This is a genomic window from Streptomyces sp. NPDC107550, assembly GCF_055639095.1.
Window position 1 is genome coordinate 73,202 of record NZ_JBVKBC010000014.1, and the last position, 26,095, is coordinate 99,296.

The 26,095-nt window shown below is 72.0% G+C and carries 23 protein-coding genes, 1 tRNA gene and 1 pseudogene; 9 read left to right on the plus strand and 16 right to left on the minus strand.

Features of this window, described 5'->3' with window-relative positions:
- Positions 1 to 365 precede the first annotated feature (365 nt).
- Positions 366 to 1,010, minus strand: a pseudogene (locus tag ACZ7LY_RS20045) (DedA family protein); the annotation flags it as partial.
- Between the two features lie 133 nt (positions 1,011 to 1,143).
- Here ACZ7LY_RS20045 and ACZ7LY_RS20050 point away from each other — a divergent pair.
- On the plus strand, positions 1,144 to 1,518 hold the full coding sequence (locus tag ACZ7LY_RS20050) for a YbjQ family protein (protein WP_471625977.1): 375 nt from the start codon (positions 1,144 to 1,146) through the stop codon (positions 1,516 to 1,518).
- A 76-nt stretch (positions 1,519 to 1,594) separates the two neighbouring features.
- On the opposite strand, the gene ACZ7LY_RS20055 is transcribed toward ACZ7LY_RS20050, so the two are convergent.
- Entirely contained in the window at positions 1,595 to 2,356 is a 762-nt protein-coding gene (locus ACZ7LY_RS20055) for a MerR family transcriptional regulator (protein ID WP_471625978.1), read from the minus strand.
- A gap of 202 nt (positions 2,357 to 2,558) precedes the next feature.
- Here ACZ7LY_RS20055 and ACZ7LY_RS20060 point away from each other — a divergent pair, with 202 nt between their 5' ends.
- Positions 2,559 to 3,980, plus strand: coding sequence for a glutamate decarboxylase (locus ACZ7LY_RS20060; RefSeq protein WP_471625979.1), 1,422 nt, complete (start codon positions 2,559 to 2,561; stop codon positions 3,978 to 3,980).
- A 27-nt stretch (positions 3,981 to 4,007) separates the two neighbouring features.
- On the opposite strand, the gene ACZ7LY_RS20065 is transcribed toward ACZ7LY_RS20060, so the two are convergent.
- Both ACZ7LY_RS20065 and ACZ7LY_RS20070 read right to left on the minus strand, forming a co-directional pair.
- Positions 4,008 to 4,637, minus strand: coding sequence for a PadR family transcriptional regulator (locus ACZ7LY_RS20065; RefSeq protein WP_471625980.1), 630 nt, complete (start codon positions 4,635 to 4,637; stop codon positions 4,008 to 4,010).
- Between the two features lie 18 nt (positions 4,638 to 4,655).
- Positions 4,656 to 5,192, minus strand: coding sequence for a DinB family protein (locus tag ACZ7LY_RS20070; RefSeq protein ID WP_471625981.1), 537 nt, complete (start codon positions 5,190 to 5,192; stop codon positions 4,656 to 4,658).
- A gap of 347 nt (positions 5,193 to 5,539) precedes the next feature.
- Between ACZ7LY_RS20070 and ACZ7LY_RS20075 the strand changes: the two genes are divergently transcribed.
- Positions 5,540 to 5,776, plus strand: coding sequence for a DUF397 domain-containing protein (locus ACZ7LY_RS20075; RefSeq protein WP_471625982.1), 237 nt, complete (start codon positions 5,540 to 5,542; stop codon positions 5,774 to 5,776).
- Between the two features lie 32 nt (positions 5,777 to 5,808).
- Here ACZ7LY_RS20075 and ACZ7LY_RS20080 read toward each other — a convergent pair whose 3' ends face one another.
- The gene (locus ACZ7LY_RS20080) at positions 5,809 to 6,306 is read right to left on the minus strand and encodes an ATP-binding protein (RefSeq protein ID WP_471625983.1); all 498 of its coding nucleotides are present in this window, start codon (positions 6,304 to 6,306) and stop codon (positions 5,809 to 5,811) included.
- A 259-nt stretch (positions 6,307 to 6,565) separates the two neighbouring features.
- On the opposite strand from ACZ7LY_RS20080, the gene ACZ7LY_RS20085 reads away from it, so the two are divergent.
- Both ACZ7LY_RS20085 and ACZ7LY_RS20090 read left to right on the plus strand, forming a co-directional pair.
- Complete coding sequence (locus ACZ7LY_RS20085) at positions 6,566 to 7,462, plus strand: helix-turn-helix domain-containing protein (RefSeq protein ID WP_471625984.1); 897 nt, start codon at positions 6,566 to 6,568, stop codon at positions 7,460 to 7,462.
- A gap of 99 nt (positions 7,463 to 7,561) precedes the next feature.
- Positions 7,562 to 9,049: an aldehyde dehydrogenase family protein gene (locus ACZ7LY_RS20090; RefSeq protein ID WP_471625985.1), complete on the plus strand. Its 1,488-nt coding sequence runs from the start codon at positions 7,562 to 7,564 to the stop codon at positions 9,047 to 9,049.
- A gap of 56 nt (positions 9,050 to 9,105) precedes the next feature.
- Here ACZ7LY_RS20090 and ACZ7LY_RS20095 read toward each other — a convergent pair whose 3' ends face one another.
- Both ACZ7LY_RS20095 and rpmG read right to left on the minus strand, forming a co-directional pair.
- Entirely contained in the window at positions 9,106 to 9,360 is a 255-nt protein-coding gene (locus ACZ7LY_RS20095; protein ID WP_471625986.1) for a type B 50S ribosomal protein L31, read from the minus strand.
- A 2-nt stretch (positions 9,361 to 9,362) separates the two neighbouring features.
- The gene (gene rpmG / locus ACZ7LY_RS20100) at positions 9,363 to 9,527 is read right to left on the minus strand and encodes a 50S ribosomal protein L33 (protein WP_428953225.1); all 165 of its coding nucleotides are present in this window, start codon (positions 9,525 to 9,527) and stop codon (positions 9,363 to 9,365) included.
- Positions 9,528 to 9,872: 345 nt separating this feature from the next.
- Between rpmG and ACZ7LY_RS20105 the strand changes: the two genes are divergently transcribed.
- Entirely contained in the window at positions 9,873 to 10,175 is a 303-nt protein-coding gene (locus tag ACZ7LY_RS20105) for a hypothetical protein (RefSeq protein ID WP_471625987.1), read from the plus strand.
- Positions 10,176 to 10,626: 451 nt separating this feature from the next.
- On the opposite strand, the gene ACZ7LY_RS20110 is transcribed toward ACZ7LY_RS20105, so the two are convergent.
- From ACZ7LY_RS20110 to bla, 3 genes are all read right to left on the minus strand, one after another.
- Positions 10,627 to 12,819, minus strand: coding sequence for an FUSC family protein (locus ACZ7LY_RS20110; RefSeq protein WP_471625988.1), 2,193 nt, complete (start codon positions 12,817 to 12,819; stop codon positions 10,627 to 10,629).
- A 109-nt stretch (positions 12,820 to 12,928) separates the two neighbouring features.
- Entirely contained in the window at positions 12,929 to 14,125 is a 1,197-nt protein-coding gene (locus tag ACZ7LY_RS20115; RefSeq protein ID WP_471625989.1) for a DUF2786 domain-containing protein, read from the minus strand.
- A 145-nt stretch (positions 14,126 to 14,270) separates the two neighbouring features.
- Positions 14,271 to 15,215 (minus strand): class A beta-lactamase, encoded by a 945-nt coding sequence (gene bla, locus ACZ7LY_RS20120; RefSeq protein WP_471625990.1) that lies wholly within the window; start codon positions 15,213 to 15,215, stop codon positions 14,271 to 14,273.
- 119 nt (positions 15,216 to 15,334) lie between these two features.
- On the opposite strand from bla, the gene ACZ7LY_RS20125 reads away from it, so the two are divergent.
- On the plus strand, positions 15,335 to 17,038 hold the full coding sequence (locus tag ACZ7LY_RS20125) for a bifunctional 3'-5' exonuclease/DNA polymerase (protein ID WP_471625991.1): 1,704 nt from the start codon (positions 15,335 to 15,337) through the stop codon (positions 17,036 to 17,038).
- A 16-nt stretch (positions 17,039 to 17,054) separates the two neighbouring features.
- On the opposite strand, the gene ACZ7LY_RS20130 is transcribed toward ACZ7LY_RS20125, so the two are convergent.
- Both ACZ7LY_RS20130 and ACZ7LY_RS20135 read right to left on the minus strand, forming a co-directional pair.
- A complete protein-coding gene (locus ACZ7LY_RS20130; RefSeq protein WP_471625992.1) occupies positions 17,055 to 17,444 on the minus strand; it encodes a VOC family protein in 390 nt (129 codons plus the stop codon).
- Positions 17,445 to 18,937: 1,493 nt separating this feature from the next.
- On the minus strand, positions 18,938 to 20,032 hold the full coding sequence (locus ACZ7LY_RS20135) for an ADP-ribosylglycohydrolase family protein (protein ID WP_471626058.1): 1,095 nt from the start codon (positions 20,030 to 20,032) through the stop codon (positions 18,938 to 18,940).
- A 749-nt stretch (positions 20,033 to 20,781) separates the two neighbouring features.
- On the opposite strand from ACZ7LY_RS20135, the gene ACZ7LY_RS20140 reads away from it, so the two are divergent.
- A complete protein-coding gene (locus tag ACZ7LY_RS20140) occupies positions 20,782 to 21,492 on the plus strand; it encodes a hypothetical protein (protein ID WP_471625993.1) in 711 nt (236 codons plus the stop codon).
- 173 nt (positions 21,493 to 21,665) lie between these two features.
- Here ACZ7LY_RS20140 and ACZ7LY_RS20145 read toward each other — a convergent pair whose 3' ends face one another.
- The 4 genes from ACZ7LY_RS20145 to ACZ7LY_RS20160 form a co-directional block, all read right to left on the minus strand.
- A complete protein-coding gene (locus ACZ7LY_RS20145) occupies positions 21,666 to 22,103 on the minus strand; it encodes a hypothetical protein (RefSeq protein ID WP_471625994.1) in 438 nt (145 codons plus the stop codon).
- Positions 22,104 to 22,408: 305 nt separating this feature from the next.
- A tRNA-Thr gene (locus ACZ7LY_RS20150) sits at positions 22,409 to 22,482 on the minus strand.
- 95 nt (positions 22,483 to 22,577) lie between these two features.
- Positions 22,578 to 24,158 (minus strand): alpha/beta hydrolase, encoded by a 1,581-nt coding sequence (locus ACZ7LY_RS20155; protein ID WP_471625995.1) that lies wholly within the window; start codon positions 24,156 to 24,158, stop codon positions 22,578 to 22,580.
- Positions 24,159 to 24,254: 96 nt separating this feature from the next.
- Positions 24,255 to 25,460: a DNA polymerase III subunit delta' gene (locus ACZ7LY_RS20160; protein WP_471625996.1), complete on the minus strand. Its 1,206-nt coding sequence runs from the start codon at positions 25,458 to 25,460 to the stop codon at positions 24,255 to 24,257.
- 96 nt (positions 25,461 to 25,556) lie between these two features.
- On the opposite strand from ACZ7LY_RS20160, the gene ACZ7LY_RS20165 reads away from it, so the two are divergent.
- Positions 25,557 to 26,039: a GNAT family N-acetyltransferase gene (locus ACZ7LY_RS20165; protein WP_471625997.1), complete on the plus strand. Its 483-nt coding sequence runs from the start codon at positions 25,557 to 25,559 to the stop codon at positions 26,037 to 26,039.
- Positions 26,040 to 26,095 lie beyond the last annotated feature (56 nt).

Sequence of the window (26,095 nt, forward strand, 5' to 3'; positions counted from 1 at the left end):
GCGCCCCTGACGGGGCAGCCCCTTCGGGCGGGTTCTTCGTCCTCGACTTTCGTCGTGGCTGAGCGCGCAGTTCCCCGCGCCCCAGGAGGGGCGACTACGTCGCCACCTCCTCCGGGCCCCGATAGGGGCGCGGGGAACTGCGCGACCTCCGCTGCAAGCAGCCTCCGCTGGAGGACTCCCCAGGGGCGCGGGGAACTGCGCGATCAGCCACCCACCGGGGCGCAGGTGAACGACAACCACCAGGGGCTGGGCCCGCTGACAAGGGGCCTGGCCGGGTTCAGCGCCGGGGAGTTTTAGAGGGGCCGGCCCCGGAGGGGTCAGCGGCGGGCGTGGCGGCCCCGCGGCGCCGAAGAGGACTCCGCCGACTCCGCCGACTCCGCAGAGGCCCGCCGAGAAGACCTCCGCGCCCGCGCGAACTCGATGATGATCGGCACGACGGACACGAGCACGATGAGGATGAGGATCAGCTCGATGTTCTTGTGGACGAACTCGATGTTCCCGAGCCAGGACCCGAGCAGCGTGACCCCGGCCCCCCACAGCACCCCGCCGATCACATTGAACGTGAGGAACGACCGGTACCGCATGCCGGACACCCCGGCGATGATCGGCGTGAACGTCCGCACGATCGGCACGAACCGCGCGAGGATCAGCGACTTCGGCCCGTGCTTCTCGAAGAACTCGTGCGCCTTCTGCACGTTCTCCTGCTTGAACAGCCGCGAGTCCGGCCGCCGGAACAGCGAGGGCCCGACCTTCTTGCCGAACATGTAGCCCGCCTGGTCGCCGAGGATCGCGGCGAGGCAGATCAGCCCGATGGCCCCCCACAGCGGGAAGTCGAGCTGCTTGGACGTGATGAGCAGGCCGCAGGTGAACAGCAGCGAGTCACCCGGGAGGAAGAAGCCGATCAGGAGACCCGACTCGGCGAACACGATCAGCAGCAGGCCCCAGATGCCGAACGTGTTCAGCAGGTAGTCGGGGTCCAGCCAACTGGGTCCGAGAGCAAGCGTCATCACGGGTCCGGACTCCTGAGGGGATAGAGAAAGCGAAGGCAACGGCGGTGCAAAGTTATCAACGCCCACCGCCGGCGCCTGGTTCCACCGGCTCTCTCAGGATGCACGGTGCGTCAACTGCCGCAAACCTGTGCCTATGGGTATCGAAGACTTCGGCGGCGGCCAGAACCCGCAGGCGGATGTGCTCGTCGTCACCACGAACGACGTCCCGGGGCACCGGGTCCAACAGGTCATCGGGGAGGTCTTCGGGCTGACCGTGCGCTCGCGCCACCTCGGCAGCCAGATCGGCGCCGGCCTCAAGTCGATGATCGGCGGCGAGCTGAAGGGCCTGACGAAGACGCTGGTGGAGACGCGTAACCAGGCGATGGAGCGGCTCGTCGAGCAGGCACGCGCGCGGGGCGCGAACGCCGTGCTGATGTTCCGTTTCGACGTCACGGAGGCGATGGACGGCGCCGCGGAGGTGTGCGCGTACGGCACCGCCGCGGTGATCGCGCCGGAGCCAGGGGTGTGACGGGCCGTGCTTGGGCCCGTGACCTGCTGTGACGGTCACGGGCCCAGGTGTGAATCAGGTGTGAGGCGCGTTCGGCTCAACCCTCGTGACGCGCCGCGTTGGCGTGGATGGCGTCCCGCAGATGCGCGGCGACACCCTCGCCGAAGGCGTCGTAGTACGCGGTGAACCGCTCGTCGGCGACGTACATGTCACCGAAGCAGACGTGCATCGCGTACGGCACCTCGAAGTGGTTGCGGCTGATCTGGAGCCGGTGCTCCTCGGCGAGGTCCATCGCGTCCTGCGAGGCGGGTTCGGCGCCGGAGGCGACGAGGGCGGCGTAGCGGCGGTTCCAGTCGTCGGTCTCGGCCTGGATGCGCTGCCAGTCCTCCTTGCTGTAGCTCGCGGCGCGGCGCTGGGACTCGGCCCAGGCGTCGGTGTCGCCCCAGCGCTGCCGGGCCTCGTCCTGGTACTGCTCGGGGTCCTGGTCCCCGAAGACCTCGAAGCGTTCCTCGGGGGTGAGCTGGATACCCATCTTCTGTGCCTCCATGGCGTGTTCGACGGCGGCGGCCATCTTCCGCAGCTTCTCGATGCGGGCGGTGAGCAGGTCGTGGTGGCGCCGCAGGTGGGCGCGCGGGTCGGTGCCGGGGTCGTCGAGCAGGGTCTGCACCTCGTCGAGCGGGAAGCCGAGTTCCCGGTAGAAGAGGATCTGCTGGAGCCGGTCGAGGTCCTGCTCGCTGTAACGGCGGTGACCGGCGTGGTTGCGTGCGCTCGGGGTGAGCAGGCCGATCTCGTCGTAGTGGTGCAGCGTGCGCACCGTGACGCCGGCGAAACCGGCGACCTGCCCCACGGAGTAGCTCATGCGCCGCCCTTCCTCCTGTCCGCGGTGCGGTTGAAGCCCGTACGGGAATCAGCTTGCGGCCTCACGTCGCGTGAGGTGCAAGCGCGCCGCGGCGGCCCGTCGCGGTGGTGTGCCGGGGCGGCCGTCCTAGGGTGGGCGGGAGGGGCCTCGCGCGCGGCTCGCGGTGGGCGGTGGGCCCCGCCGACGACGGTATGGAGGTCGTATGTCCCCCCTGCACGAGAGCCCTGCCGAGAAGCCCTACGACGAGCGCCGGGTGCCGATCAACCCGTTCTACGGGGAGGCGAACCCGGCGGCCGGGATGACGGAGGCCCCGCCCAAGCACCGGCTGCCGGACGGGCCGCTCGCGCCGGCGACCGCGTACCAGCTCGTGCACGACGAGCTGATGCTCGACGGGAACGCCCGCCTGAACCTCGCCACGTTCGTCACGACGTGGATGGAGCCGCAGGCCGGCGTCCTGATGAGCGAGTGCCGTGACAAGAACATGATCGACAAGGACGAGTACCCGCGCACGGCCGAGCTGGAGCGGCGCTGCGTGGCGATGCTCGCGGACCTGTGGAACGCGCCGGACGCCTCGGCCGCCGTCGGCTGTTCGACGACCGGGTCGAGCGAGGCGTGCATGCTAGCGGGGATGGCCCTCAAGCGGCGCTGGATGAAGCGCAACGCCGACCGCTACCCCTCGCGCGAGGCCCGCCCCAACCTGGTCATGGGGATCAACGTGCAGGTCTGCTGGGAGAAGTTCTGCGACTTCTGGGAAGTGGAGGCGCGGCAGGTCCCGATGGAGGGCGACCGCTTCCATCTGGATCCGGCGGCCGCCGCGGAGCTGTGCGACGAGAACACGATCGGCGTCGTCGGCATCCTCGGTTCGACGTTCGACGGGTCCTACGAGCCGATCGCGGAGCTGTGCACGGCCCTGGACGACCTTCAGGAACGTACGGGCCTCGACATCCCCGTCCATGTGGACGGCGCGTCGGGGGCGATGGTCGCGCCGTTCCTCGACCCGGACCTCGTGTGGGACTTCCGGCTGCCGCGCGTCGCGTCGATCAACACCTCGGGGCACAAGTACGGACTGGTCTACCCGGGGGTGGGCTGGGCGCTGTGGCGGGACGCGGAGGCGCTGCCCGAGGAGCTGGTGTTCCGGGTCAACTACCTGGGCGGTGACATGCCCACCTTCGCGCTGAACTTCTCGCGGCCGGGCGCGCAGGTCGTCGCGCAGTACTACACGTTCCTGCGGCTGGGCCGTGAGGGCTACCGGGCGGTGCAGCAGGCGACGCGGGACGTGGCGCGGGGGCTCGCGGAGCGGATCGAGGCGCTCGGCGACTTCCGGCTGCTGACGCGCGGGGACCAGCTGCCGGTGTTCGCGTTCACGACGGCCGAGGACGTGACCGCGTTCGACGTGTTCGACGTGTCGCGGCGGCTGCGGGAGCGGGGCTGGCTGGTGCCCGCGTACACCTTCCCCGCGCACCGGGAGGATCTGGCGGTGCTGCGCGTGGTGTGCCGCAACGGCTTCTCCGCCGACCTCGCCCAGTCGCTCCTGGAGGACCTGGAGCGGCTGCTTCCGGAACTGCGCCGCCAGCCGCACCCGCTGACCCGGGACCGGGACGCGGCGACGGCCTTCCACCACTGACGGCCGTCCACGACACCGGCGAGGCCCTCAGCCGGCGGCCGGTCCGGACGCGTACGGGTTCTCCTGGCCGTCGGCGAGAACCCCGACGAACGGTTCACCCTCGCCGAGGAAGGTGTACGCCCCGGCCTCGATCCGCTCGATCAGGCCGCGGGTCCACACGGCGCCGGAGTCGGCGGAGTGGACCCAGTAGTGCATGATCTCGCCGATATGCCCGAGCTGCCCGGGGCCGCCCTCGGGCGTGTAGTAGCCGGTGACGGAGGCCCGCCACGCCTCGATGCGGCGCACCCGCTCGCGCAGCAGCGCCACGACCTCGGCGCGCGGCAGGTCGGGCATGAAGCCGAGCGCGGCGGTGAGGCTGTCGGGCCGCTGGTCGTACGCGGTGAGCGCGTCACGGAGCAGGGCGAGGTACGTGTCCGTGCCCTGCTCCGTGATCTCGTACTCGGTGCGCGGCGGGCCGCCCGCGGTGGAGGGGGCGACCTCGTAGGCGCGCAGCAGTCCTTGCTTCGCCATCTGTTTCAGCGCGTGGTAGATCGAGCCCGGCTTGGCGTTCGACCACTCGTGGGCGCCCCAGTACTCCAGGTCGGTGCGCACTTGGTAGCCGTGCGCCCGGCCGTGCTGGCGCACGGCTCCGAGGACCAGGAGACGGATGGCTGACATGCGCCCCAGCGTATGACGTCAGGAGGCGGCGGCCGCGACCAGTTCGAAGGCGGTCTTGCCGTCGAGCGATTCGCGCACGATGTCGGCGTGACCGGCGTGCCGGGCGGTCTCGCGGATCAGGTGCAGGGCGAGCCAGCGCAGCGAGACGCGCTGGCCGTCGGGGAACCAGGGCTCGTCGGGCAGCGCGAACGTCTCGTCCAGGCCGGGCGCGGCGCGGAAGAACGCCTCGGTGCGCCGGGCGACGTCCTCGTAGTAGTCGAGCAGGCTCTCGACGGTCTCGCCCTCGACCAGCCGGAAACCGAGGTGGTACGTCTCCGGGGTGCGGGGGTTGTCCGGCTTCGTGCCGCTCGCCAGGGCGATCCAGCCCTGCTCGACCTCGGCGACGTGCTTGGCGATGCCGGCCAGGGACAGGGAGCTGGCGCTCGGGGTGGAGGCGGCCTGCTCGTCGGTGAGGCCGAGCAGGGAGCGCCGGATGCCGCCGCGCTGTTCGGCGATGAAGGAGAGCAGGGCGCCGAGCTCGTCGCCGGGGGCTTCGGGGTTCACGTGCATGACCATGGGGTGAGCCTCTCCATTCGGCACGCCGGGAGCGGCGCGCTGCGGTGCCCTCACTCTAGGAGTCATGTAGGTCAGTTACGGTCCTATTGGGCGCGCCCGTGAGCGGCAGCCCGGAGAACCCCGCATGTCGGCCGGGTTCCGGGGCAGACGGCACTTCGGGGCCGACGGTGGGCCGGGCCGGGGGTGTGAGGGGGCTGTAACCGGAGTACCACTCCGCGTGCACGTGCATCTGCCCATGCAGCCGCATGTGAACACAGCTATGATCCTGGACAGTTGGGACAGTTGATCTCTGCTTTATCCCCTGTCACAGGAACTGTTCACAGTCACAGCACCACCGGGAGTGAACCGTGCACCACGTGTACAACGGCATGGCGGCCACGGAACTTCACGGAGTGGTCTGGCAGAAGAGCAGGCACAGCAACTCGCAGGGCTCCTGCGTGGAGTTCGCCAAACTGCCCGGCGGCGGCGTCGCCGTACGCAACTCGAACTTCCCGGACGGGCCCGCGCTCGTCTACACGCCCGCCGAGATCGAGGCGATGCTCCTCGGCGTCAAGGACGGCGAGTTCGACCACCTCATCGCCTGAGGCGCGCTCGCGAGCCGCCCGCTGACGGCCCCTCAGACGTGGAACAGCGCCCAGACCACCTTGCCGGTCAGGTCGCCGGTCATCGGGTGCCAGCCCCAGCCGTCGCTGAAGGAGTCCACGAGGAACAGGCCGCGCCCCGACTCCGCCGAGAAGTCCTCACCGACGGCGTCCTCGTCGGCGTACCGCGCCACCGGGCTCTCGTCGGAGGGGTCGCGCACCGCGCACACCAGGCGCGAGGTCCAGCGCATCAAGTGCAGCCGCACCGGCGGGTCCTGGTCGTAGAGCGTGTCGGCGGGCAGCGCGTGGCGCAGCGCGTTCGTCACCAGTTCCGAGACGACGAGACAGATGTCGTCGAAGCGCTGCGGCACATCCCAGTCACCGAGCGTTCTTCGCGTGAACTCCCGTGCGCTGCGCACCGCTTCATAGCGGGCCGGCAGCGCGCAGGACGCGGCGCTGGAGACAGCCGAAGGGTCGAGAGGAGGAAGCCCCTGCCTTAAAGGCTCGAGCATGGTCGATCCGTTCGTCCCCATGCGAGGCACTCCCCAGAATCGCAGTACGTAGCGAGCGGTGGTGGCTGCCATCGTTCCGAATGCGCACACCGGATGCAAGGGCAGATGCACGTGCACGCGCCGGACTTGGACGTTCCCGTACCGCTTGTTGCTCATATCTTCCCGCGACTTCTTGCGCGGTCCTTTCGTGATCTTTCCGTTTCCGTAACCGGATGAGTACAGGGGGGAGCGTTTTAGTGGCAGACTTCGGCCTCTGCACCGATGGGGAGGATGAGGAGACGTGACCGCTGCGGAGTCATGGGGGTCGCCCCAGGCGCTCGGCTCTGGGGGTGGCTCGGTGGTACGCCGGATCCTGCTGGGGTCCCAGCTCCGGCGCCTGCGCGAGTCGCGGGGCATCACCAGAGAGGCCGCCGGCTACTCGATCCGTGCCTCCGAATCCAAGATCAGCCGCTTGGAGTTGGGACGGGTGAGCTTCAAGGCGAGAGACGTCGAGGACCTGCTGACGCTGTACGGCGTGACCGACGGGGCCGAGCGCGCCGCGCTGCTCTCGCTGGTCAAGGAGGCCAACGTCGCGGGCTGGTGGCACAGTTACTCCGACGTGCTGCCCGGCTGGTTCCAGACCTACATCGGCCTGGAGGGCGCGGCCTGCCGTATCCGCGGCTACGAGGCCCAGTTCGTGCACGGCCTCCTGCAGACCGAGGCGTACGCCCACGCGGTCGTCGCCCGCGGCATGAAGGACGCGGCCCCCGAGGACGTGGAGCGCCGCGTCGCGCTCCGCCTGGAGCGGCAGAAACTGCTGGTCGCCGAGCGTGCCCCCGACGTACGGCTGGTGCTGGACGAGGCCGCGCTGCGGCGCGTGCACGGCGGGCCCGAGGTGATGCGCGGGCAGCTGGAGCATCTGGCGCAGGTCGCGGAGCTGCCGCATGTGACGCTCCAGATCATGCCGTTCAGCGCGGGCTGGCACTCCGGCGAGTCCGGCACCTTCACCCTCCTGTCGTTCCCCGAGTCCGACCTCTCCGACCTCGTCTTCCTCGAACAGCTCACGAGCGCCCTGTACTTGGACAAGCGCGAGGACGTGGCCCAGTACGAGAAGGCGATGGCCGACCTCCAGGAGCAGTGCCCGTCACCGGAGGAGAGCCGCAAGCTGATTCACCGCGTGCTGAACGAATTCGCCTGAGCACAAAGCACAGTTGAGCGTTCTCCCGTCACAACTGACCGGTAACGGGCTTACGATGACGGCACCTCAGGTGTCCGGCGCTTCAGCAAGGGATTTCCCATGACGTCTCCTTCCACGTCACAGTCCTCACACACGTACTTCACGGAACTCGACCGTCAGTACATCGACGGCTCGTGGCGCGAGGGGCGCGGGTCGTGGGACATCATCGACTTCAACCCGTACAGCGGCGACAAGCTGGCCTCGATCACCGTGGCCAGTGTCGACGAGGTCGACGAGGCGTACCGGGCGGCCGAGCGCGCGCAGAAGGAGTGGGCGAAGACCAACGCCTACGCGCGCCGGATGGTCTTCGAGCGGGCGCTGCGCCTGGTCGAGGAGCGCGAGGCGGAGATCACCGAGGCGATCATCGAGGAGCTGGGCGGCACCCGGATCAAGGCGGGCTTCGAGCTGCATCTCGCCAAGGAGTTCCTGCGCGAGTCGATCCAGCTCTCGCTGCGCCCGCAGGGCCGGGTCATCCCCTCGCCCATCGACGGCAAGGAGAACCGGCTGTACCGGGTGCCGGTCGGGGTCGTCGGCGTGATCTCCCCGTTCAACTTCCCGTTCCTGCTGTCCCTCAAGTCGGTCGCCCCGGCGCTCGCCCTCGGCAACGCGGTCGTGCTCAAGCCGCACCAGAACACGCCGATCTGCGGCGGCTCCCTCGTGGCGAAGCTGTTCGAGGACGCGGGGCTGCCGGGCGGCCTGCTCAACGTCCTGATCACCGACATCGCCGAGATCGGCGACGCCCTGCTGACGCACCCGGTGCCGAAGGTCATCTCCTTCACCGGCTCCGACAAGGTCGGCCAGCACGTGGCGACGGTGTGCGCGGGCCAGTTCAAGCAGGCCGTGCTCGAACTCGGCGGCAACAGCGCCCTGACCGTCCTCGACGACGCCGACATCGACTACGCCGTCGACGCGGCCGTCTTCAGCCGGTACGTGCACCAGGGCCAGGTCTGCATGGCCGCCAACCGCATCCTGGTGGACCGCAAGGTCGAGAAGGAGTTCACGGAGAAGTTCGTCGCCAAGGTCAGGACGCTGCCCGCCGGCGACCCCCGCGACCCGCGGACGATCATCGGCCCGGTCATCAACTCCACGCAGGCCGACGCGATCTGCGCGGTCGTCGACCAGGCCGTCGCCGAGGGCGCCACGGCCCTCGTACGCGGCGAGGTCGACGGCAATCTCGTCGAGCCGGTCGTCCTGACGGGCCTGCCCGCCGACTCCCCCGTGCTGCGCCAGGAGATCTTCGGCCCGGTCGCGCTGCTCATCCCCTTCGACGGGGACGAGGAGGCGATCCGCATCGCCAACGACACCCCGTACGGGCTCAGCGGCGCCGTGCACACCGGGGACGTGGAGCGGGGCGTGGCGTTCGCCCAGCAGATCGACGTCGGCATGATCCACGTCAACGACGGGACCGTGCACGACGAGCCGCTGGTCGCCTTCGGCGGCGAGAAGCGGTCGGGCATCGGCCGCCTGAACGGCGAAGCGACCGTGGAGGCCTTCACCACCCAGAAGTGGATCTCGGTCCAGCACGGCCGCAGCCAGTTCCCGTTCTGACGGTTCACCGCGGTAACGATTCACCTTCTCGTACGGGCTTTTCGGCGCCCGGGGGCTCAGGCTCCCGGGCGCTCGCCGTACCGGCGCTCGAAGCGCTCGACGCGGCCGGCGGTGTCCAGGACGCGCTGGTTGCCTGTGTAGAAGGGGTGGCTGACGTTCGACACCTCGACGTCGACCACGGGGTAGGTCCGGCCGTCCTCCCACTCGACGGTGCGCTCGCTGGTCATCGTCGAGCGGGTGAGGAAGGCGTGGTTCGCCGCGCGGTCCCGGAAGACGACGGGTCCGTAGGCGGGGTGGATGGCGATGTTCATGGTCATCGCTCCTCTCGGAAGTCGACGTGGCGGCCCGCGACGGGGTCGTACTTGCGCAGCGTCACGCGGTCCGGGTCATTGCGCCGGTTCTTGCGCGTCACGTACGTGTAGCCGGTCCCCGCGGTGGACCTGAGGCGGATCACTGGGCGGAGTTCGTTGCGTGCCATGGGGCTAGTATATGAAAATGACTCCCGTTTTCAATAGGCGCGGGGACGGGAGAGGGGTGAGGTGCATCACGGTGGGCGTGGGGGTGACTGCTGGTAACTTGCCGGGGCGATTTCCGGCAGGCGGCTGTGACGTAGGGGGATGTTGTGCGGATCAGGAACGTGCGGATGGTGCGGGGTGCGGCGGGGGTCGCCGTGGGTTTGCTGGCGGTGGCCGGGGTCGCGGGGTGTTCCGGGTCCGGCGACGGGGACTCCGGAGGTTCCGGAGGGTCTTCGGCGTCGGCGGCGCCTTCCGGGGCGGCTTCGGGCTCGGCCTCGACGTCGGCGGGCGGGTCCGTGGGCGGGTCCGTGGACGGCGTGCAGGGGATCTGGAGCGGGCAGAGCGGCGGCAAGCCTGTCGTCCTGGTCGTCGGCGGCAAGCAGGTCTCGCTCAGCACGGGTGAGGGGCATCTGTGCGCGGGGACGGTGTCCGACGGGGACGGGAAGGTGCGGCTGCTCCTGAAGTGCGCGGACGGGGACACGGGGCGGACGAACGGGGTCGTTCGAGGGGGCGGTTCGTCGAAGATGACGGTCGTCTGGGACGGGGGAACGCGGGACACGTTCAAGAGGGCCCCCAACGGCAAACTCCCCACTGGCCTCCCCACGGGGTGACGGTGCCCCTTTGAACGGGGGTGGGTGGGCCTGCCCGTGGGTTCATCGACTGCGGGTGCGTCGTGGCTGATCGCGCAGTTCCCCGCGCCCCTGAGGTGACAGCCCCTTCGGGCGGGTTCTTTGCCCTCGACTCTCGTCGTGGCTGGTCGCGCAGTTCCCCGCGCCCCTGTCGGGGCGACTACGTCGCCACCTCCTCCCCTGGGGGAGCCGGGGCGAAGCCCCGCTTCCCAAAGGGGAAGCTGCACGAAGTGCATGCTTCAGGGGCGCGGGGAACTGCGCGAGAAGCCCCACCCACCCGCAGAAAACAACGCACGATCGTGCCCCGAAGGGGCGCGGGGAACTGCGCGGGAAGCCCCACCGGCGGAAAGCCGGGCAACGTCCCAGGGGCGCGGGGAACTGCGCAAAAGGGCGGTCACCCCAGCGGACCTGACCCCGTACAAACCGACGGAGTCTACGGTTCGGCCCCCTTCACACTCATCGGCGGCTCGTCGGAATCCAACGCCTCCGACAACTCCCCCAGCGTCTCCAGCAACAACCCCGCCCCCCGCCGAACAACCCGATCCGGCACCCCCTCCCCCTCCCACCGCGCCAGCGCCTCCCGCACCCCGTCCCACCGAGGAACCCGGCGTTCACGAATATCCCGCGCCCCCTCCCGCGAAGCCCCCCGCAACGCCTCCGCCAGCGCCTGCGCCGCCGGCACCGGCACAGCACCCCGCTCGGGAAGATGCGCCTCCATCAACATCGCCACCCGCCCCAGATGATGCAGCGCGTGCGCCGCGTCCTCCGCCGCGGAGTTCGACAGCCCCCGATGCCGTACGGGCTCGGTCCGCGCCCGCGCCGCCGCCTCCTCCCAGGCCAGATGCGCGTTCCGCGCCTTGAGCAGCGCTTCCCGTACGTCGGGGCACGCCTTGCCCTCCGGATGCGCGTAGTGCCCGACGACGGCGGCCGCGTAATCCCCGAGGGCGACGAGCCAGTCGGCGAGCCGGTTGCGCAGCCGGGGCGTCTCCCACGCCGGGTACAGCGCGTACGAGATCATCGCCAGCACCCCGCCGACCAGCGTCAGCACCACCCGCTCGGGCACGGTCTGGCTCCACTCCTGCCCGCCCATGCCGAGCAGGAAGACGACGTACGCGGACACGCACGCCTGCGCGGCGAGCTGCCCGGTGCGCATCAGCAGGTACATCAGCGCGGCGCACAGCACGGCCAGCGCGGCGGAGAGCCCGGTGTCCGGGTGCGCGAGCTGGACGACGCCCGTGGCGAGCGCGACGCCGACGAGCGTGCCACCGAACCGGGCCACGGCCCGCGAGTACGTCTGCGAGAAGTCCGGCCGCATGATCATGACGGCGGCCATGGGAGCCCAGTAGCCGTGGCCGAACGGCAGGACCTCGCCGATGAGGTAGCCGACGACGGCGACCGTGGTCACCCGCGTGGCGTGGCGCAGGATCGGCGAACCGGGCCTGGCCTCCTTGCGGATGGCGCGCACGGCGACCGGCAGCAGCCGGAACAGGCTCGGGCGCGGCAGCGCGGCGGGCGGCGCCCCAGCCGCCCGTTCCGCGGGCGCCTCGGGGGCGGGCGCGGGGCCGGGCGCGGGGCCGGGGCGGCGGCGCAACAAAAAGTCCCGCAGGCCGGGGAGGCGGCCGTGCCCGGCGTCGGGCGGCCGGACCCCGCCGGCCGTCTCCACGACGTCCCTGAGCAGCGAACCGAGCCGGGTCGCGGCGCGCTGCGCGGGCCCGGTGAGGACCGCGCCCGTGTCGGGCGTGCGGAACACGGCGATGGACCCGGCCGGGATGTCGACGGGCGTGCCGTGCCGGATCGCGCGGGCGGCGGCGTCGAGGACGGAACCGGTGGCGGCGAGCAGTTCCCGTACGCGGTCGCGTTCGGGCCCTTCGGCCGGTACGCCGACGGCCGGGTCCGCGAGCGAGGCGAGGACGGGCCGGATGCGTTCGGCGAGCCCGCGCGAGCCGCGCAACTGGGCGGGGCGGGTGCGGGCCTGGCGGGGCGTGAGCGCGGCGGCGTTCCGCGCGAGCATCAGGGGCGTCGGGTCGAAGGGGGCGGTGGGATCGTGCCGCAGCCGCCGCGCGTAGTCGGCCTCTGCGGCGAGCGCGTCCGCGAGCGCGTCGCGGTGCGCGCCCCATCTGCGGACGGGGAAGAGGATCACCAAGGTCGCCTGGACCAGCCCGCCGAAGACCATCATCGCGGCGTGCCCGGCGGCTTCCGTGAGCGTCGTCGGCAGGGTGATGGTGACGAGCATCATCGCCACGTTGGACGACGCGATGATGCCGATGGTGGGGCCGGCCGCCCACGACAGGCCCGCGAGGAACGTCCACAGCGCCAGCAGCGGCAGGAAGAACGCCAGGTGGGCGCCGGTGAGATAGCCGAGGAATGTGGAGACGCCGAGGCTCGCGCCGGAGGCCAGCGCCAGCTCGGGGCGTGGTCGCCAGCTCCGCTGGAACGTGGCGATGGCCGCCTGGAACGCGCCGAACGCCGAACCGGCCGCGACCGCGGGCCCGAACGCGTTCAGGCTGACGGCGACGACGATGGCGAGGCCGGCCGCGCCGCGCAGGGCGATCAAGGGTTCCAGGCGCTTCCGCTCGACCTTGAGGCCGGAGCGGGTGGTGTCCTTCAACGCCCGGAACCAGCTCACCCGGCAAGGATAAGGGTGGTGTGCCCTTTATTACCCGTTTACCTGGGGGAAGGGGATGGTTTGTTCCGCTCGGCGCCCGAGCCCCGCCCTCCTCGATCTCAGCCCGCGCTCAGAGGCACTCCCCCCTCCCCACCTCCGGCCGTCCGCCCCGGCCCGCGCCGGACCCGTCGCCGACCCGGGCCCGGTCCGCCGCCGCCCGGCCGTGCTCCCAGCCCGCCTCGTCGAAGACCCCGCGTACGCGCGTGGCGACGGTCTGCGGGAACATCCGCTCCGTCCGCTCGGTCACCGCCACGTCGCGCGCCGCGAGCACCGGCAGCAGCTCGCCCTCGCTGCCGGCCGCCTGCCGCACCTCGTCCGCCGCGACGGCCGCCAGCCGGTCGCCTATCCGGTGCGCGTACGCCGCGAGGAACGACTGCCGGAACGTCTTCGTACGCTTGCGGCCGCCCGCCCGCTGCTCCGCCTCGGCCCGCGTCATCGCCGCCGTCGCCTGCACGAGCAGCGAGGTGTACAGCACCTCGACCGCGTCCAGGTCGGACGCGAACCCGACGACGGTCGAGAAGCCGAACCCGCTGTTCCACACGGCCTGGCAGCGGTTCGCCCCCGCCACCGCGTCCAGCAGCACCGCCTTCGCCGTCTCGTAGGGCGCGTCCACCCCGATCCGGCACGCCTCGGGCGCGTCCGCCGCGTGCGTACGGGCGGCCAGCAGCGCGGCGTCGACCGAGTGCCGCGCCATCAGCTCCTGCGCCTTGGCGGACAGCGCCTCCGCCTCCGCCGGATACCCGGTCGCCTCCGCCTTGGCCAGCAGCGCCCTGATCCGCGCCAGCGTCTTCGGCTCCCCCTCGACCGGCACCGACAGCGCCTGCCCCGGCACCGGCCCGACGGCCTCGATCGCGGGCAGCCGCAGCAGCAGCCGGAACAGCTCCAGCGTGGTCGTCGCCGCGGAGAAACGGTCCTGGCGGCCCCGGTCCCGCCCGGCGTCGCCGTCCCCGGCCTGCTCGGCCAGGTGCGCGAGCTGCGCGGCCCAGCGCGGCGGCAGCACGTCGTACCGTCCGGTCTCCTCCCGCACGAGCCGCGCCGCGACCCGTATGTGCGGCGCGTCGGGCCCGTACTCCCGTACGACCATGCGCAGCACGTCGGCGGGCTGCCAGCCGCGCTCCCAGGCGCGCCGCACGAACTCGCGCCCCCGCGCCGCGAGTTCGGCGTCGGCGGCCGGGTCCGCGGCCAGCAGGGAGGCGCCGGTGTCGAGGTCGTCGGCGCCGGCGTCGTACAGAGCCGCGGCGAGCGCGCGGTCGACGGTGGTGGTCACATCCCCGATGCTCTCACCGCCCACTGACAACGCGCCGTTCCCGCAGGTCGGAGGGGGTGCGGGGTGGTTGCGGGGGGGGCGTAGCCGGCGGTCGGTCGGTGGGCCGTGGTCGGCGGTCGGTCGGTCGGTGGGCCGTGGCCGGCGGTCAGGCGAGGGCGTCGGCCATGAGCGCGGCCGCCGCCGCGACGAGCGCGCTGTCCGCCGCCGCGCCCGGCACCGCGCCCGGCACGGTGTTCTTCGTCGTCAGCACGGACAGCAGCACCGGCGCCCCGTCGGGGGTCCAGGCCACGCCGACGTCGTTGGCGGTGCCGTACGCGCCCGTGCCGGTCTTGTCGCCGAGGACCCAGTCGGCGGGCAGGCCCTTGCGGAACCGTTCGCCGCTGGTGGTGTTGGCGAGCAGCCACTTCGTCAGCCGGTCCCGGTCAGCGCCCGTGAGCGCGTCACCGACGACGAGCCGCCCGTACGTGCCGCCCAACGCGCGCGGGGTCGACGTGTCCGTGCGGCGGCCGGGCTCGGCGGAGTTCAGCGCGGGCTCCCAGCGGTCCAGACGTGTCACCCGGTCCCCCACGGAACGCGCGAACCGTGTCACCGCGCGGGGGCCACCCAACTCCTTGAGCAGCAGATTCGCGGCCGTGTTGTCGCTGTAGGAGATGGCCGCGCCGCACAGCTCCTCGACGGTCATGCCGTGCGCCAGGTTCTCCGGCTTCCCCGTGACGGGCGCGCCGCCCGCGCGGTCGATGTCGGCCTGCGTGTAGCGGATGCGGCGCGCGAGGAACGAGCCGTCGCGGTCCAGGTCCCGCAGCACGGCCGCGACCGCCAGCGTCTTGAACGTGGAGCACATCGGGAACAGTTCGCCGTCCCGGTGGCGGACGGTCACGCCCGTGGCCAGGTTGCGGCCCCAGACGCCGAGGCGGGCGCGGTGCCTGCGCTCCAGCGCGGCGAAGTCCGGGGTGTGGCCCGGGGCCGCTCCGCGCGCGTGGGGCCTGCCGGGGGCGGCGGAGGCGGTGAGCGTGCCGCCGGTGAGGGCGGTGGCGGCCACGGCTGCGGCGCCGGTGAACAGGCGACGGCGGTCGACGAGCAAAACGCGCATCCTTCGTTCGGTTCGAGGGCGCCGGGCACAGCGGCGCGCCGGGGCTCCACCATGGCCCGGACCTCGCCCGGCGATCAAGAACGCCTCGATTGTCAGTGCCGGATGTGACACTCGGCGATGTGACCGACAGGACGGGTGACCGCTGGGCGCTGGCCCCCACCGACCGCGGCGGCGCGGACCTCGTACCGCTCGCCGCGGACGGCGTGCCCGCGGGTCCCGTGCTGCACGAGCCGGACCTCGCGGCGGCCGTCCGCGCCCGCCCGCACGTGACGCGCTGGGTCTGGCGCGACACCCACGCCGTCTACCCCCGCCTGCTCGCCGCCGGCCTGCGCGTGGACCGCTGCTACGACATCGAGGCCGCGGAGAACCTGCTGGTGGCGCACGAGGGCCGGCACGGCGAACCCCGCTCCGCCGCCGCGGCCCTCGCCCGGCTGCGCGGCACTCCCGTACCGCCCGACCCGCCGCCGCGCGTGGCCGAACCGGGGTCGCAGTCCTCGCTGTTCGAGCCGAGCCCGACCATCGGCGTCCCCCTCGCCGACCTCGTCGAGGTCTACGCGGAACAGCAGCGCAGACACACCGCCTCCGACCACCCCGACCGGCTGCGCCTGCTCACGGCGTCCGAGTCGGCGGGCATGCTGGTGGCGGCCGAGATGCACGCGGCGGGCGTGCCCTGGCGGGCGGACGTGCACCGGGCGGTCCTGCACGAGCTGCTGGGCGAGCGGTACGCGGGCGGCGGCGAGCCGCGCCGCCTCGCGGAGCTGGCCGACGAGGTCTCCGCCGCGTTCGGGCGCCGCGTCAGACCCGACCTGCCGGCGGACGTCGTCAAGGCGTTCGCGCAGGCAGGCATCAAGATCACGTCGACGCGGCGCTGGGAGATCGAGTCGGTCGACCATCCGGCGGTCGCGCCGCTGCTCGCGTACAAGACGCTGTACCGCATCTATACGGCGCACGGCTGGTCCTGGCTCCAGGACTGGGTCCGCGACGGCCGCTTCCGCCCGGAGTACCTGCCCGGCGGTACGGTCTCGGGCCGCTGGACGACGAACGGCGGCGGGGCGCTCCAGATCCCGAAGGTGATCCGGCGGGCGGTGGTCGCGGACCCGGGCTGGCGGCTGGTGGTCGCGGACGCGGCCCAGATGGAGCCGAGAGTGCTGGCGGCGATCTCCCGCGATCCGGCGTTCATGGAGGTCGCGGGCCAGGAGGGCGACCTGTACCAGTCGGTGTCGGACCACGCGTCCTTCGGCGACCGCGCGCAGGCGAAGCTGGCCGTCCTCGGCGCGATATACGGCCAGACCTCCGGCGACGGCCTGAAGAACCTGGCGCTGCTGCGCCGCCGCTTCCCCCAGGCGGTCGCGTACGTGGACGAGGCGGCGCGGGCGGGCGAGGAGGGGCGGCTGGTGCGCACGTGGCTGGGGCGTACGTGCCCGCCGGCGGCCGGCGCGGGCGACGCCGAGGAGGCGGGTCTGCCGCAGGACGACGCCGACGCCCCGGACCCGCGCTCGGGCCCCTCCCCGTACGGCTACTCCTCGTCGAACTCGCGCGCGCGGGGCCGCTTCACCCGTAACTTCGTCGTGCAGGGCAGCGCGGCGGACTGGGCGCTGCTCGTGCTGGCGGCGCTGCGGCGGGCGCTGGAGGGGCTGGCGGCGGAGCTGGTGTTCTTCCAGCACGACGAGGTCATCGTGCACTGCCCGGAGGCGGAGGCCCCCCGCGTGGCCGAGGCGGTGCGGGAGGCGGCGGACCTCGCGGGGCGGCTGACGTTCGGCGAGACGCCGGTGCGGTTCCCGTTCACGACGGCGACGGTGAGCTGCTACGCGGACGCGAAGTGACGGTGCTCGACGGCGCTCAGTCGAGGCAGAACTCGTTCCCCTCGACGTCCCGCATGTTGATGCAGGACTCGTTCTCCTCGTCGGCGTACAGGACGCGGTCGCAGGTGGCGCCGAGCGCGACGAGCCGGTCCCGCTCGGCCTCCAGCACGGCGAGCCGCTCCGCCCCGACGAGCCCGCTCCCGGCGCGCACGTCGATATGCACCCGGTTCTTGGCGACCTTCCCCTCGGGAACCCGCTGGAAGTACAGCCGCGGCCCCTCCCCCGCCGGGTCCTGCGCGACGGCCCAGGACCCGTCCTCGGCGCCCTGCTCAGGCTGCACGTACCCGAGCACCTCGCACCAGAAGCGGGCGACGCGCGGGGGCTCCGCGCAGTCAAAAGTGATCTGAACCTTCTTGATCGCTGCCATTCGCGGCACGATAACAACCCCCCTCCCCCCACCCAAGGGGTTTTTTCCCGGCCCGACCGGTCAGCCCGCCGACCCGTCGCTCACTCATCGCGGTGGTAAGGGCTCCAACCCACGCTTGAGGGGGGTGGGGGTGGTGGCGGTGGCCGGCGGGTCGTCTGCCCCAGGGCTCGTCATGGAGGGCCCGGGGCGGGTCAGCCTGAGCGGCGATATAGGTACGGGTACTACCCCAACCCGCCGATCACGCGGCCGTGATCACTACGCGTCCAGGAGAACCCGCAGCTTGTGAGGTGCACCGGGTCCCGATCTGGCCGTTGTCGTGAGCGGCGCCTCCAGCGCCAGGACCCGCATCAGGATTGCCCTTACCGCCACAGCCGCCAGATCCGCCGCTGCCGCCGCCGAACCCTTGGTACCCAGCCCCGCCGCTGCCTCCCTGGCCGCCCTCTCCGCCGGTCCCCGGGCTGCCTCCGCCCTGCTGGTCGCCTCCGGCGGTGCCCCGCTTGCCGTCGTCGCCTGCGCCGCCGGTGTGCCGCTCCAACTCCTCCGCACCGATGCCAAGTCGGCCGACACACTTCACGGTCTTTCCGCCGCTGCCCCCGAAGGAGGGGTAGACGCCGTTGCTCCCGCCCTCGCCGGCTGTTCCGCCCTGGGCGTGCTCGGTTCTGGCCTGGCCATTGACGCCGTTCTTGCCGGGCGCGCCCTTGCCTCCGCCGCTGGCAGTCACCTGAACGCCCAGAAGGACCGCGCTGGTCACGGAGCTGAACTGGGACTTCCCGACCCGGACGGTGAGGGGCTTCCCCGCCCTGAGGTTGGTGAGCCGGCACTTGACGTACGCGCCACCGCCCCCGCCGGCACCGCCACCCCCGCCACCTCCACCGCCGCCGGTCCCGGCCAACCCACCCTTACCGGCCTCCCCTCCAGCCCCACCGGGGCCCCATACCTCGATGACGAGGGCTTTGGCGCCTGATGGCACGGAGTACGTGGACGTACCCGGCTTGTCGAAGACCACCGGCTCCTTGCCGAGGACGGAGGCGGCCACTGGAGGCGAGGCGGCGGCGGGCCCGGCGAGGCCGGCCCCCGCCATCACCACGGCCGTGCAGGCTGCCAACGCACCATGTACTACGCATCTCTTCACGCGGTTTCTCCCGATCTGGCCAATTCGCTCATGCCGAACGGGCCCCAGAGATACGTCATCGACTCCTCAGGAGAAACACACCACGCCAGGGGGTCCACTGTTCGGAGTGATCATCAGAATTCGAGGAACAGGATTCGAGAACCGTCTGCCAGCCAGCCCGTCCGCCCGCCCGCCCGTCCGTCCGTCCGTCCGTCCGCCCAGGGCATACCGCGCTCATGTCATGGCAGCGCGCAAGGACCGTACGCCCGTCTCCACGGAGGGCGCTGCTGACGCTCCTGGCCTTGGCGGCGCGGCCAGAGCCGTCGACCACGGCGCGAGTTGGGGGGCGGCTACCGCGACCGGCGAAAAGGCGCCCGCCGCGTCAGCCCGCGTCCAACGCCGTGGCGAGCGCCCGGATCCGGCCCTTGTACTCCAGCGCCTCCCGCCATTCCGGAGGCCAGAAGGTCAGGCCGTGCCTGGCACCGGCGAACGCACCGGCGAGGGCGGCGACGGTGTCCGAGGCGCCCGACGTGTGGGAGGCGCGCATGATGGCGGATCGGGCGTCGCCGTCGACCACCAGAAAGCAGTACAGGGCCGAGGCCAGCGCTTCCTCGGCGACCCACCCGGCTCCCACCATGGAGGACGGGTCCCGTTCGACGTCCTTGGCGCGCAGCGCGGCAGCCGTTCTGTCCAGGGCCCGCGCGCACTCGTCCCAGCCGAAGGCGATGTAGGCGCCGGGGTCGGACGCGCCGGCCTTGGTAGCCAGACCGCCGAGCCACTCGCCGTAGTACGCGGAGCGCGATTCCTGGACGTAGACGCGCAGTTGCGGCAGCAGGCCGCCGAGGTCGCATCCGTGGGCGAGTAGCCATGTGGCGTGGGACGTCAGGTCGCTCGCCGCCAGCGCGGTGGGGTGGCCGTGGGTGAGCGCTGCCTGCAACTGGGCGATTCCCGCGCGCTGTTCGCGGCTCAGACCGGGGACGAGGGCTGCGGGGGTGACGCGCATGTTGGCGCCGCAGCCCTTCGAGTCGATGGCCGTGGCGTCCTGCCACCGCATGCCGCGCTCAAGAGCGGCGCAGGCGTTGACGCATGTCCGGCCAGGGGCGCGGTTGTTGTCGGGATCGTGCAGCCAGGAGACGAAGTGCTTACGGAGCGCGGCTTCGACCGTGGCAGGGGTGAGGACGTGGGTGGCACCTCCCGTACGACTACTTCGGCGGTCCCGGGTATCACCGGTCGTGACCTCAAGAAGTGCCTCACCGACGGCCAGGGCCATCTGCGTGTCGTCGGTCACCTGAACGACGTCTTCCGTGGTGAGCGGCAGCTCCATCTCCCGCCAGGAACCGAACTCGGCCGTGATCCGGGCCACGCCGAAAGACCCCGTGAAGCCGCCCATGGCATCCCCGAGGGCAAGCCCGAAGAGGGACCCGGCCGCGGCCTGCCTGACGCGCCGCGAGACCGGGTGCCCGGCGAGGGCCTCCAGAGCCTGGAGGCTCGGCGCCTCGGAGAGCGAGCCCGCCACGATGTGCGTGAACTCGGTGGCGGCCCGGTGCCGGACCCACTCGGCCACGGTCTGGGACGGACGGAGCCCGCGCGCTTTTCCGGCGCCGAGCCGGTCCGTCCAGGCGAGACCGAGGCGGTCGGCCCGCGAGCCGGCGGCCTTGACGGAGACCCAGTCTGCGGCGTCGTCCCGGTCGTTGAACCACACATAGCCGACCAGTCCGCCCCGGCCGTCGGCCACGGCGACGTGCCGCACCGGCCCCTCGGTCTGGTACCGGTAGTGCGGGGTCCCGCCGGAGACGATGAGACCCGCGCCGTCGTCTTCGTGGAGACGCGGGTTGGTCGTGCGCCGGACGAAACGGGGCCTGGCACCGCCGCGGTCGGGGGTCATGCGGCCGGGTGCCGGGGCGGCAGCCCGCGTCGCAGGGCGGCCCCGGCAAGAGCGGGACGTGCGGCAGTGTCGGTCATCCTGCCTCCGGATGGTCTGGGTCCGCGGTACGGATCGCGTGCGGGGACCGTACACCGGGCAAGGCAGAGGCGGCGGCTCCCCGGAACGAGCCGGCTCGGCCTCACTTTTCCGGTCGGGAGGACGCTGCCCACTGGCGCCGTAGGGCGGGGCGCGGCACGGCCTGTTCCTCCGTGGGGGAACTGCGGACGGCGCGACGCGCCTCTTGTACTTGTGCTGAGGGAGGGCCACCGGAGCGCCCTGCGGACGCCGCCCAAGGAGCATGGATGTCGGACAGCCCCACCTATGGCGCCTATCGGACCGACCCCTTGTGGGCCGCGGCAGGTATTTCGACTGGGGTCGTGATCATCGGCTCGGGCGTGGCGTTGCTCAGCATGATGGAGTTCGGCGAGCGCTGCACGCAGGGTCTGACGACGGGCCCAGGGCGATTGCTGGACATCCGCGATCAGGTCTACCCCCCATCGACCGTCTGCGAGTTCGAAGGGGGCGAGGTGAGTTCCCTCGGTGCCGGCGTCCTCGGCTACGTGCTCTGGCTGGCCATGGCGGTATTCGTGCTGTGCTTGCTGGCAGCGTTGATCGCGGAGTGCGGCGAGCCCCGGCTCGGCGGTGACCACGTGGTACCGATGACCCGCGTCGAGAAGCTCCGGCGGACCGGCACGGCCTTCTTCGTCACCGGCTCCGTGTTCCTCATGTTCTACGCGTGGGCGGGCTGGCAGTTGTTCACCGGGCCCTCGTCCGCCTGCTCCGCGGGAGGGCAGTGGAGAAGCAACCCGCCCAGGACGCTGGACTACAGCTTCCTGCCACCGCAGGCGTCCTGCCAGTACGGCAGCGGCATGGTGCGGAAGATGAACCCGGAGTGGATGGCGAGCCTGGCCGTGGAGTTGGCCGTTCCCATGCTCATAGCGGGGACCGGTTTCGCCCTGTCCTGGTGGCGCTGGCGAACGGATAGGATGGGCTCGCGGCGACCCAGCGCATAACCCCCGAGGAAAGTCGGCGGCGCCCCCGACCGCCGGGGGGCACTCTCCTCTTCACGGCCACGGCGAAAACCTCACTCGGGCCGCCTGCACATCGGCCACCCGGCGGAGTCATCTTGCCCGGCAGACGAGGGGGCGGCGCGAAATGGCCTGAGCGGGGTGCGCGGATCCATCTGTCAGCCTCCGACGACAGCCTGGAGGTGGTTCTTGATCTCATCCACGATCGCTGCACGGCCGCCTGTGGCCGGGACTCGCCAGTCGGTCTCGATCTCCCGTGCGTAGGCGAGTTCGGAGGTGAATCGGATGAGATCGGACGCGGGCAGGCAGGAATCGCGAAGCCACTGCATGAAGGCCGCGGCTTCGTCGACCGTCGCCTCATGGAGAGCGATCGTGTCGCGGGACTCATTGTCGGCGAATCCCGCGAACTCCTCACCGCCCGCGGTCATGGCCCAGAACGACAAGCGAGCCGGATGCCCCTCCTCCCTCGAGGAGCGCACCTCGGGAAAGGAGCCGGCGAGCGCCCGGCCGAACGCGGGCAGGTCCAGATGCCACCCGTGCGGGTTATTCACGGGTGCGTAGAGCAGGTACGCGACGTCGTACTCGGCAAATTCCACGGGCGGCCCTTCCTCCCGGCTACTGGACTTGCCCACAGGGCCGGCCGGCGCGGTGGGCCTCGGCGACCGTCTCAGTCGGCCTGGTCGTGGAAGTCTTCCCGGAAGCCGGCGCCACGCCAAGACGAGCGGTCGCCCGCGCGCACGGCCGGGGCCCCGAACCCGGGTCAAGACCCGGCGGCGCGGGCGGCTGGAGAAGGGGCCGGACGTCCCGCGCCAGAGGGTCACCGGACGGGCGTTCACCGCAATCACACGCGCTGAACGACGAAACCCCAGGTCACAAACGAGTGACCTGGGGTTCTGAGCTGAGCCGCCTTCGGGATTCGAACCCGAGACCTACGCATTACGAGTGCGTTGCTCTGGCCATCTGAGCTAAGGCGGCGCCGCCGCTCGCACCGGAGTGCGTCAGCAACGTCGCCAATCCTACACGGTCCCCGGGGGTGCTCCGCACGGGTATTGCGGGCGCCCCCGCACGGGCTATGAGCAGCGCTTTCCGTCCGCCGGCGGGGTGCCGGACAGGAGGTAGGCGTCGATCGCGTCGTCGATGCAGGAGCTGCCGCGGCCGTACGCGGTGTGGCCGTCGCCGTCGTAGGTGAGGAGGTGGCCGGAGGAGAGCTGGGCGGCGAGGGACTTGGCCCAGGGGTAGGGCGTCGCCGGGTCGCGGGTCGTGCCGACGACGACGATCGGGGCGGCGCCATCGGCGGTGATGCGGTGCGGGGTACCGGTGGGCTTGACCGGCCAGTACGCGCAGTTCAGGGCGGACCACGCGAGGCCCGCGCCGAAGACCGGGGACGCCTTCTCGAACGCCGGGAGGGCGCTCTCGACGTCCTTCGGCGAGATGAAGGCGGGCGGCTGGTCGAGGCAGTTCACGGCGGAGTTGGCGAACATCAGGTTCGCGTACGTGCCGTCCGGATCACGCTCGTAGTAACTGTCGGACAGGGCGAGCAGCCCCGCGCCGTCCTTCTTGTCGATCGCCGCGATGAGCGCCTCGCGCAGTTGCGGCCAGGCGCCCTCGTCGTACATCGCGGCGATCACGCCGGTCGTACCGAGCGCCTCGCCGAGCCTGCGGCCGTCGCGGTCGCCGGTGGGCAGCGGCTTCGCGTCCAGCCGCGCGAAGAACGCCTTGAGGCGCTCACCCGCCTGGTCCGGCGTGCCCGTGCCGAGCGGGCAGTCGGAGCGCTTCACGCAGTCCTTGGCGAAGGAGCGGAACGCGGTCTCGAAGCCGGCGGTCTGCTGCTCGTTCAGCTCGCGCGCCGAGAGCGAGGGGTCCATCGCGCCGTCGAGGACGAGCCGCCCCACCCGGTTCGGGAACAGCCCCGCGTACGTCGCCCCGAGGAACGTGCCGTACGAGGCTCCGACATACGTCAGTTTCTCGTCGCCGAGGGCCGAGCGGACGAGGTCCATGTCGCGGGCCGCCTCGACGGTGGAGACGTGCGGCAGGACCTGGCGCGAGGTCCTGTCGTGCGTCTCGCAGCCGCGCGCGAAGCGCTGGTACGCGGCGGTCAGCTCGCCGCGCTCGGCCGCGTCGTCCGGCGTCATGTCGGTCTGCGTGTACGCGTCCATCTGCTTGCCGTCGAGGCAGGTCACGGGCGCGCTGCGGGCGACGCCGCGCGGGTCGACGGCGACCATGTCGTAGCGGGCGCGGACCTTCTTGGGGTAGCCGATGCCCGCGTACGACTGGAGGTAGCCGACCGCCGAGCCGCCGGGGCCGCCCGGGTTGACCAGGAGCGAGCCGAGGCGCTTGCCGGGGCCCGTGGCCTTCTTGCGGGAGACGGCGAGGTCGATGGCGCCGGCGTCGGGCTTGTCGTAGTCGCGCGGCGCCTTGAGCGTGGCGCACTGGAAGCCGGGCGCCCCGCACTCCCGCCACTTCGGCGTCTGGTCGTAGTACGCGCTCAGGCGCGCCTGGTCGGAGCTGGGCAGCGCGGCCAGCGACGCGCGCTCGGCGGAGCTGGAACTGCCCGGCGAGCAGGCCGCGATGCCGGTCAGCAGCAGCCCGGCCGCGACGGTGACGGCGACGCGGCGACGGCGGTGAGGGAAGGAGAGGCGCCTGGAGCACATCGGGTGAGCGTAACGCTCCGCGCGGCGACGGTCACCTCAGGTAGTCGAACGTCATGCCAGCCCCCCGCTCGGCACGAACCCCCGCTACCGGCGCCCTCAGCCCGCCCGCAGCGCCAGCGTCATCGCCTCCACCGCGAGCAGCGGCGCCACATTGCGGTCCAGGGCGTCCCGGCAGGCGGCGATCGACTCGATCCTGCGCAGGGTCGACTCCGGGGACGTCTCCCGGGCGAGCCGCTCCAGGGTGTCCTGGATCTCCACGTTGGCCATGGCCACCCGCGAACCGAGCTGGAGCGCGAGCACATCGCGGTACACGGCCGTCAGCTCGGTGAGCGCCAGATCGAGGCTGTCGCGCTGCGAACGCGTCCTGCGGCGCTTCTGTCTGTCCTCCAGGTCCTTCATCACGCCCGCCGTGCCGCGCGGCATCCGCCCGCCGGCCTGCGCGCCGAGCGCCGCCTTCAGCTCCTCGGTCTCCTTGCCGTCGACCTCCTCCGCGAGCTGCTTGGACTCCTCGCCCGCCGCGTCCACCAGCTCCTGCGCCGCCTTCAGACAGCCGCCGACGTCCGCGACGCGCAGCGGCACCTTCAGGACGGCGGCTCTGCGCTCCCGCGCGCGCGGGTCGGTCGCAAGGCGCCGCGCGCGATCGACGTGCCCCTGCGTGGCGCGGGCGGCGGCCGCGGCGGCGGCCGGCTCCACCCCGTCCCGCCGTACGAGCATGTCGGCGACGGCGTCGACGCTCGGCGTCGCCAGCGTCAGCAGGCGGCAGCGGGAGCGGATCGTGGGCAGCACGTCCTCGACGGACGGCGCGCACAGCAGCCACACCGTGCGCGGGGCGGGCTCCTCGACGGCCTTGAGGACCGCGTTCGCCGACTTCTCGTTCAGGCGCTCCGCGTCCTCGACGAGGATCACCTGCCAGCGCCCGCCGGCCGGTGACGTGTACGACTTGCGGACGGTGTCGCGCATGTCGTCGGCCAGGATCTGCGAGCCGACCGCGGCCACGCTGGAGACGTCGGCGTGCGTGCCGAGCAGGGCCGTGTGGCAGCCGTCGCAGAACCCGCAGCCGGGGGTGCCGCCCAGCGCGCGGTCCGGCGAGACGCACTGGAGGGCCGCGGCGAACGCGCGCGCCGCGGTGACCCGGCCCGCTCCCGGCGGGCCCGTGAACAGCCAGGCGTGCGTCATCTTCGAGGCCGGGGGCGGCGGGGTGTCGGAGGACACGGCCGTCACCAGCGCGTCCGCGTCCCGCGCGGCGGCGTCCAGCGTGGCGGCCACACGCTCCTGACCGACGAGGTCGTCCCATACGGTCATGCGCTCACCCTCCCTTTCTCCGGCCACGGCCGGGTCCGCTGCCGAACCCGGCGAAACCCATTGTGCCGGGCCCCACTGACAGCGTTGGATACGGCGATGACCGAACTCCGTTTCGTGCGGCTGACCAGCGACAGCCCCGACGACGCCCTCGCCGCCTGGCAGGACGCGCACAACACGATCGTGCCCGCAGAATCGGCCCGCCTGTCCCTCGAAGACGTACGCGAACGCGCCGGGCGCAACCTCCTGGAGAACGCCTACGCCGACGACGTCCTCGTCGGCTGCTCGACCGTCCGCCCGCCCCGCGAGGGCACCGCCACGGTGATCGCCCGCGTGCTGCCCGAGCACCGGGGGCGCGGCTTCGGGCGGGCGCTGTACGAGCGCGGGCTCGCCGCCGCACGCGCGCGTGGTGCGACGCGCGTCGAAACGGTCGTCCTTATGTCGAACGCGGCGGGGCTGCGGTTCGCCGAACGCGCCGGGTTCACCACCGAGGTCGACCGGTACCGGCTGGACGGCGACACGGTCGACTGGGTGGAACTGGCCCTCACGGACCCCGGGCCCGCCGCGACACCGGGCCGCTGACCGCACGGGCGGCAGCCCTCGTCGACTGACGGCCGGCCGCCCTCGTCGACTGACGG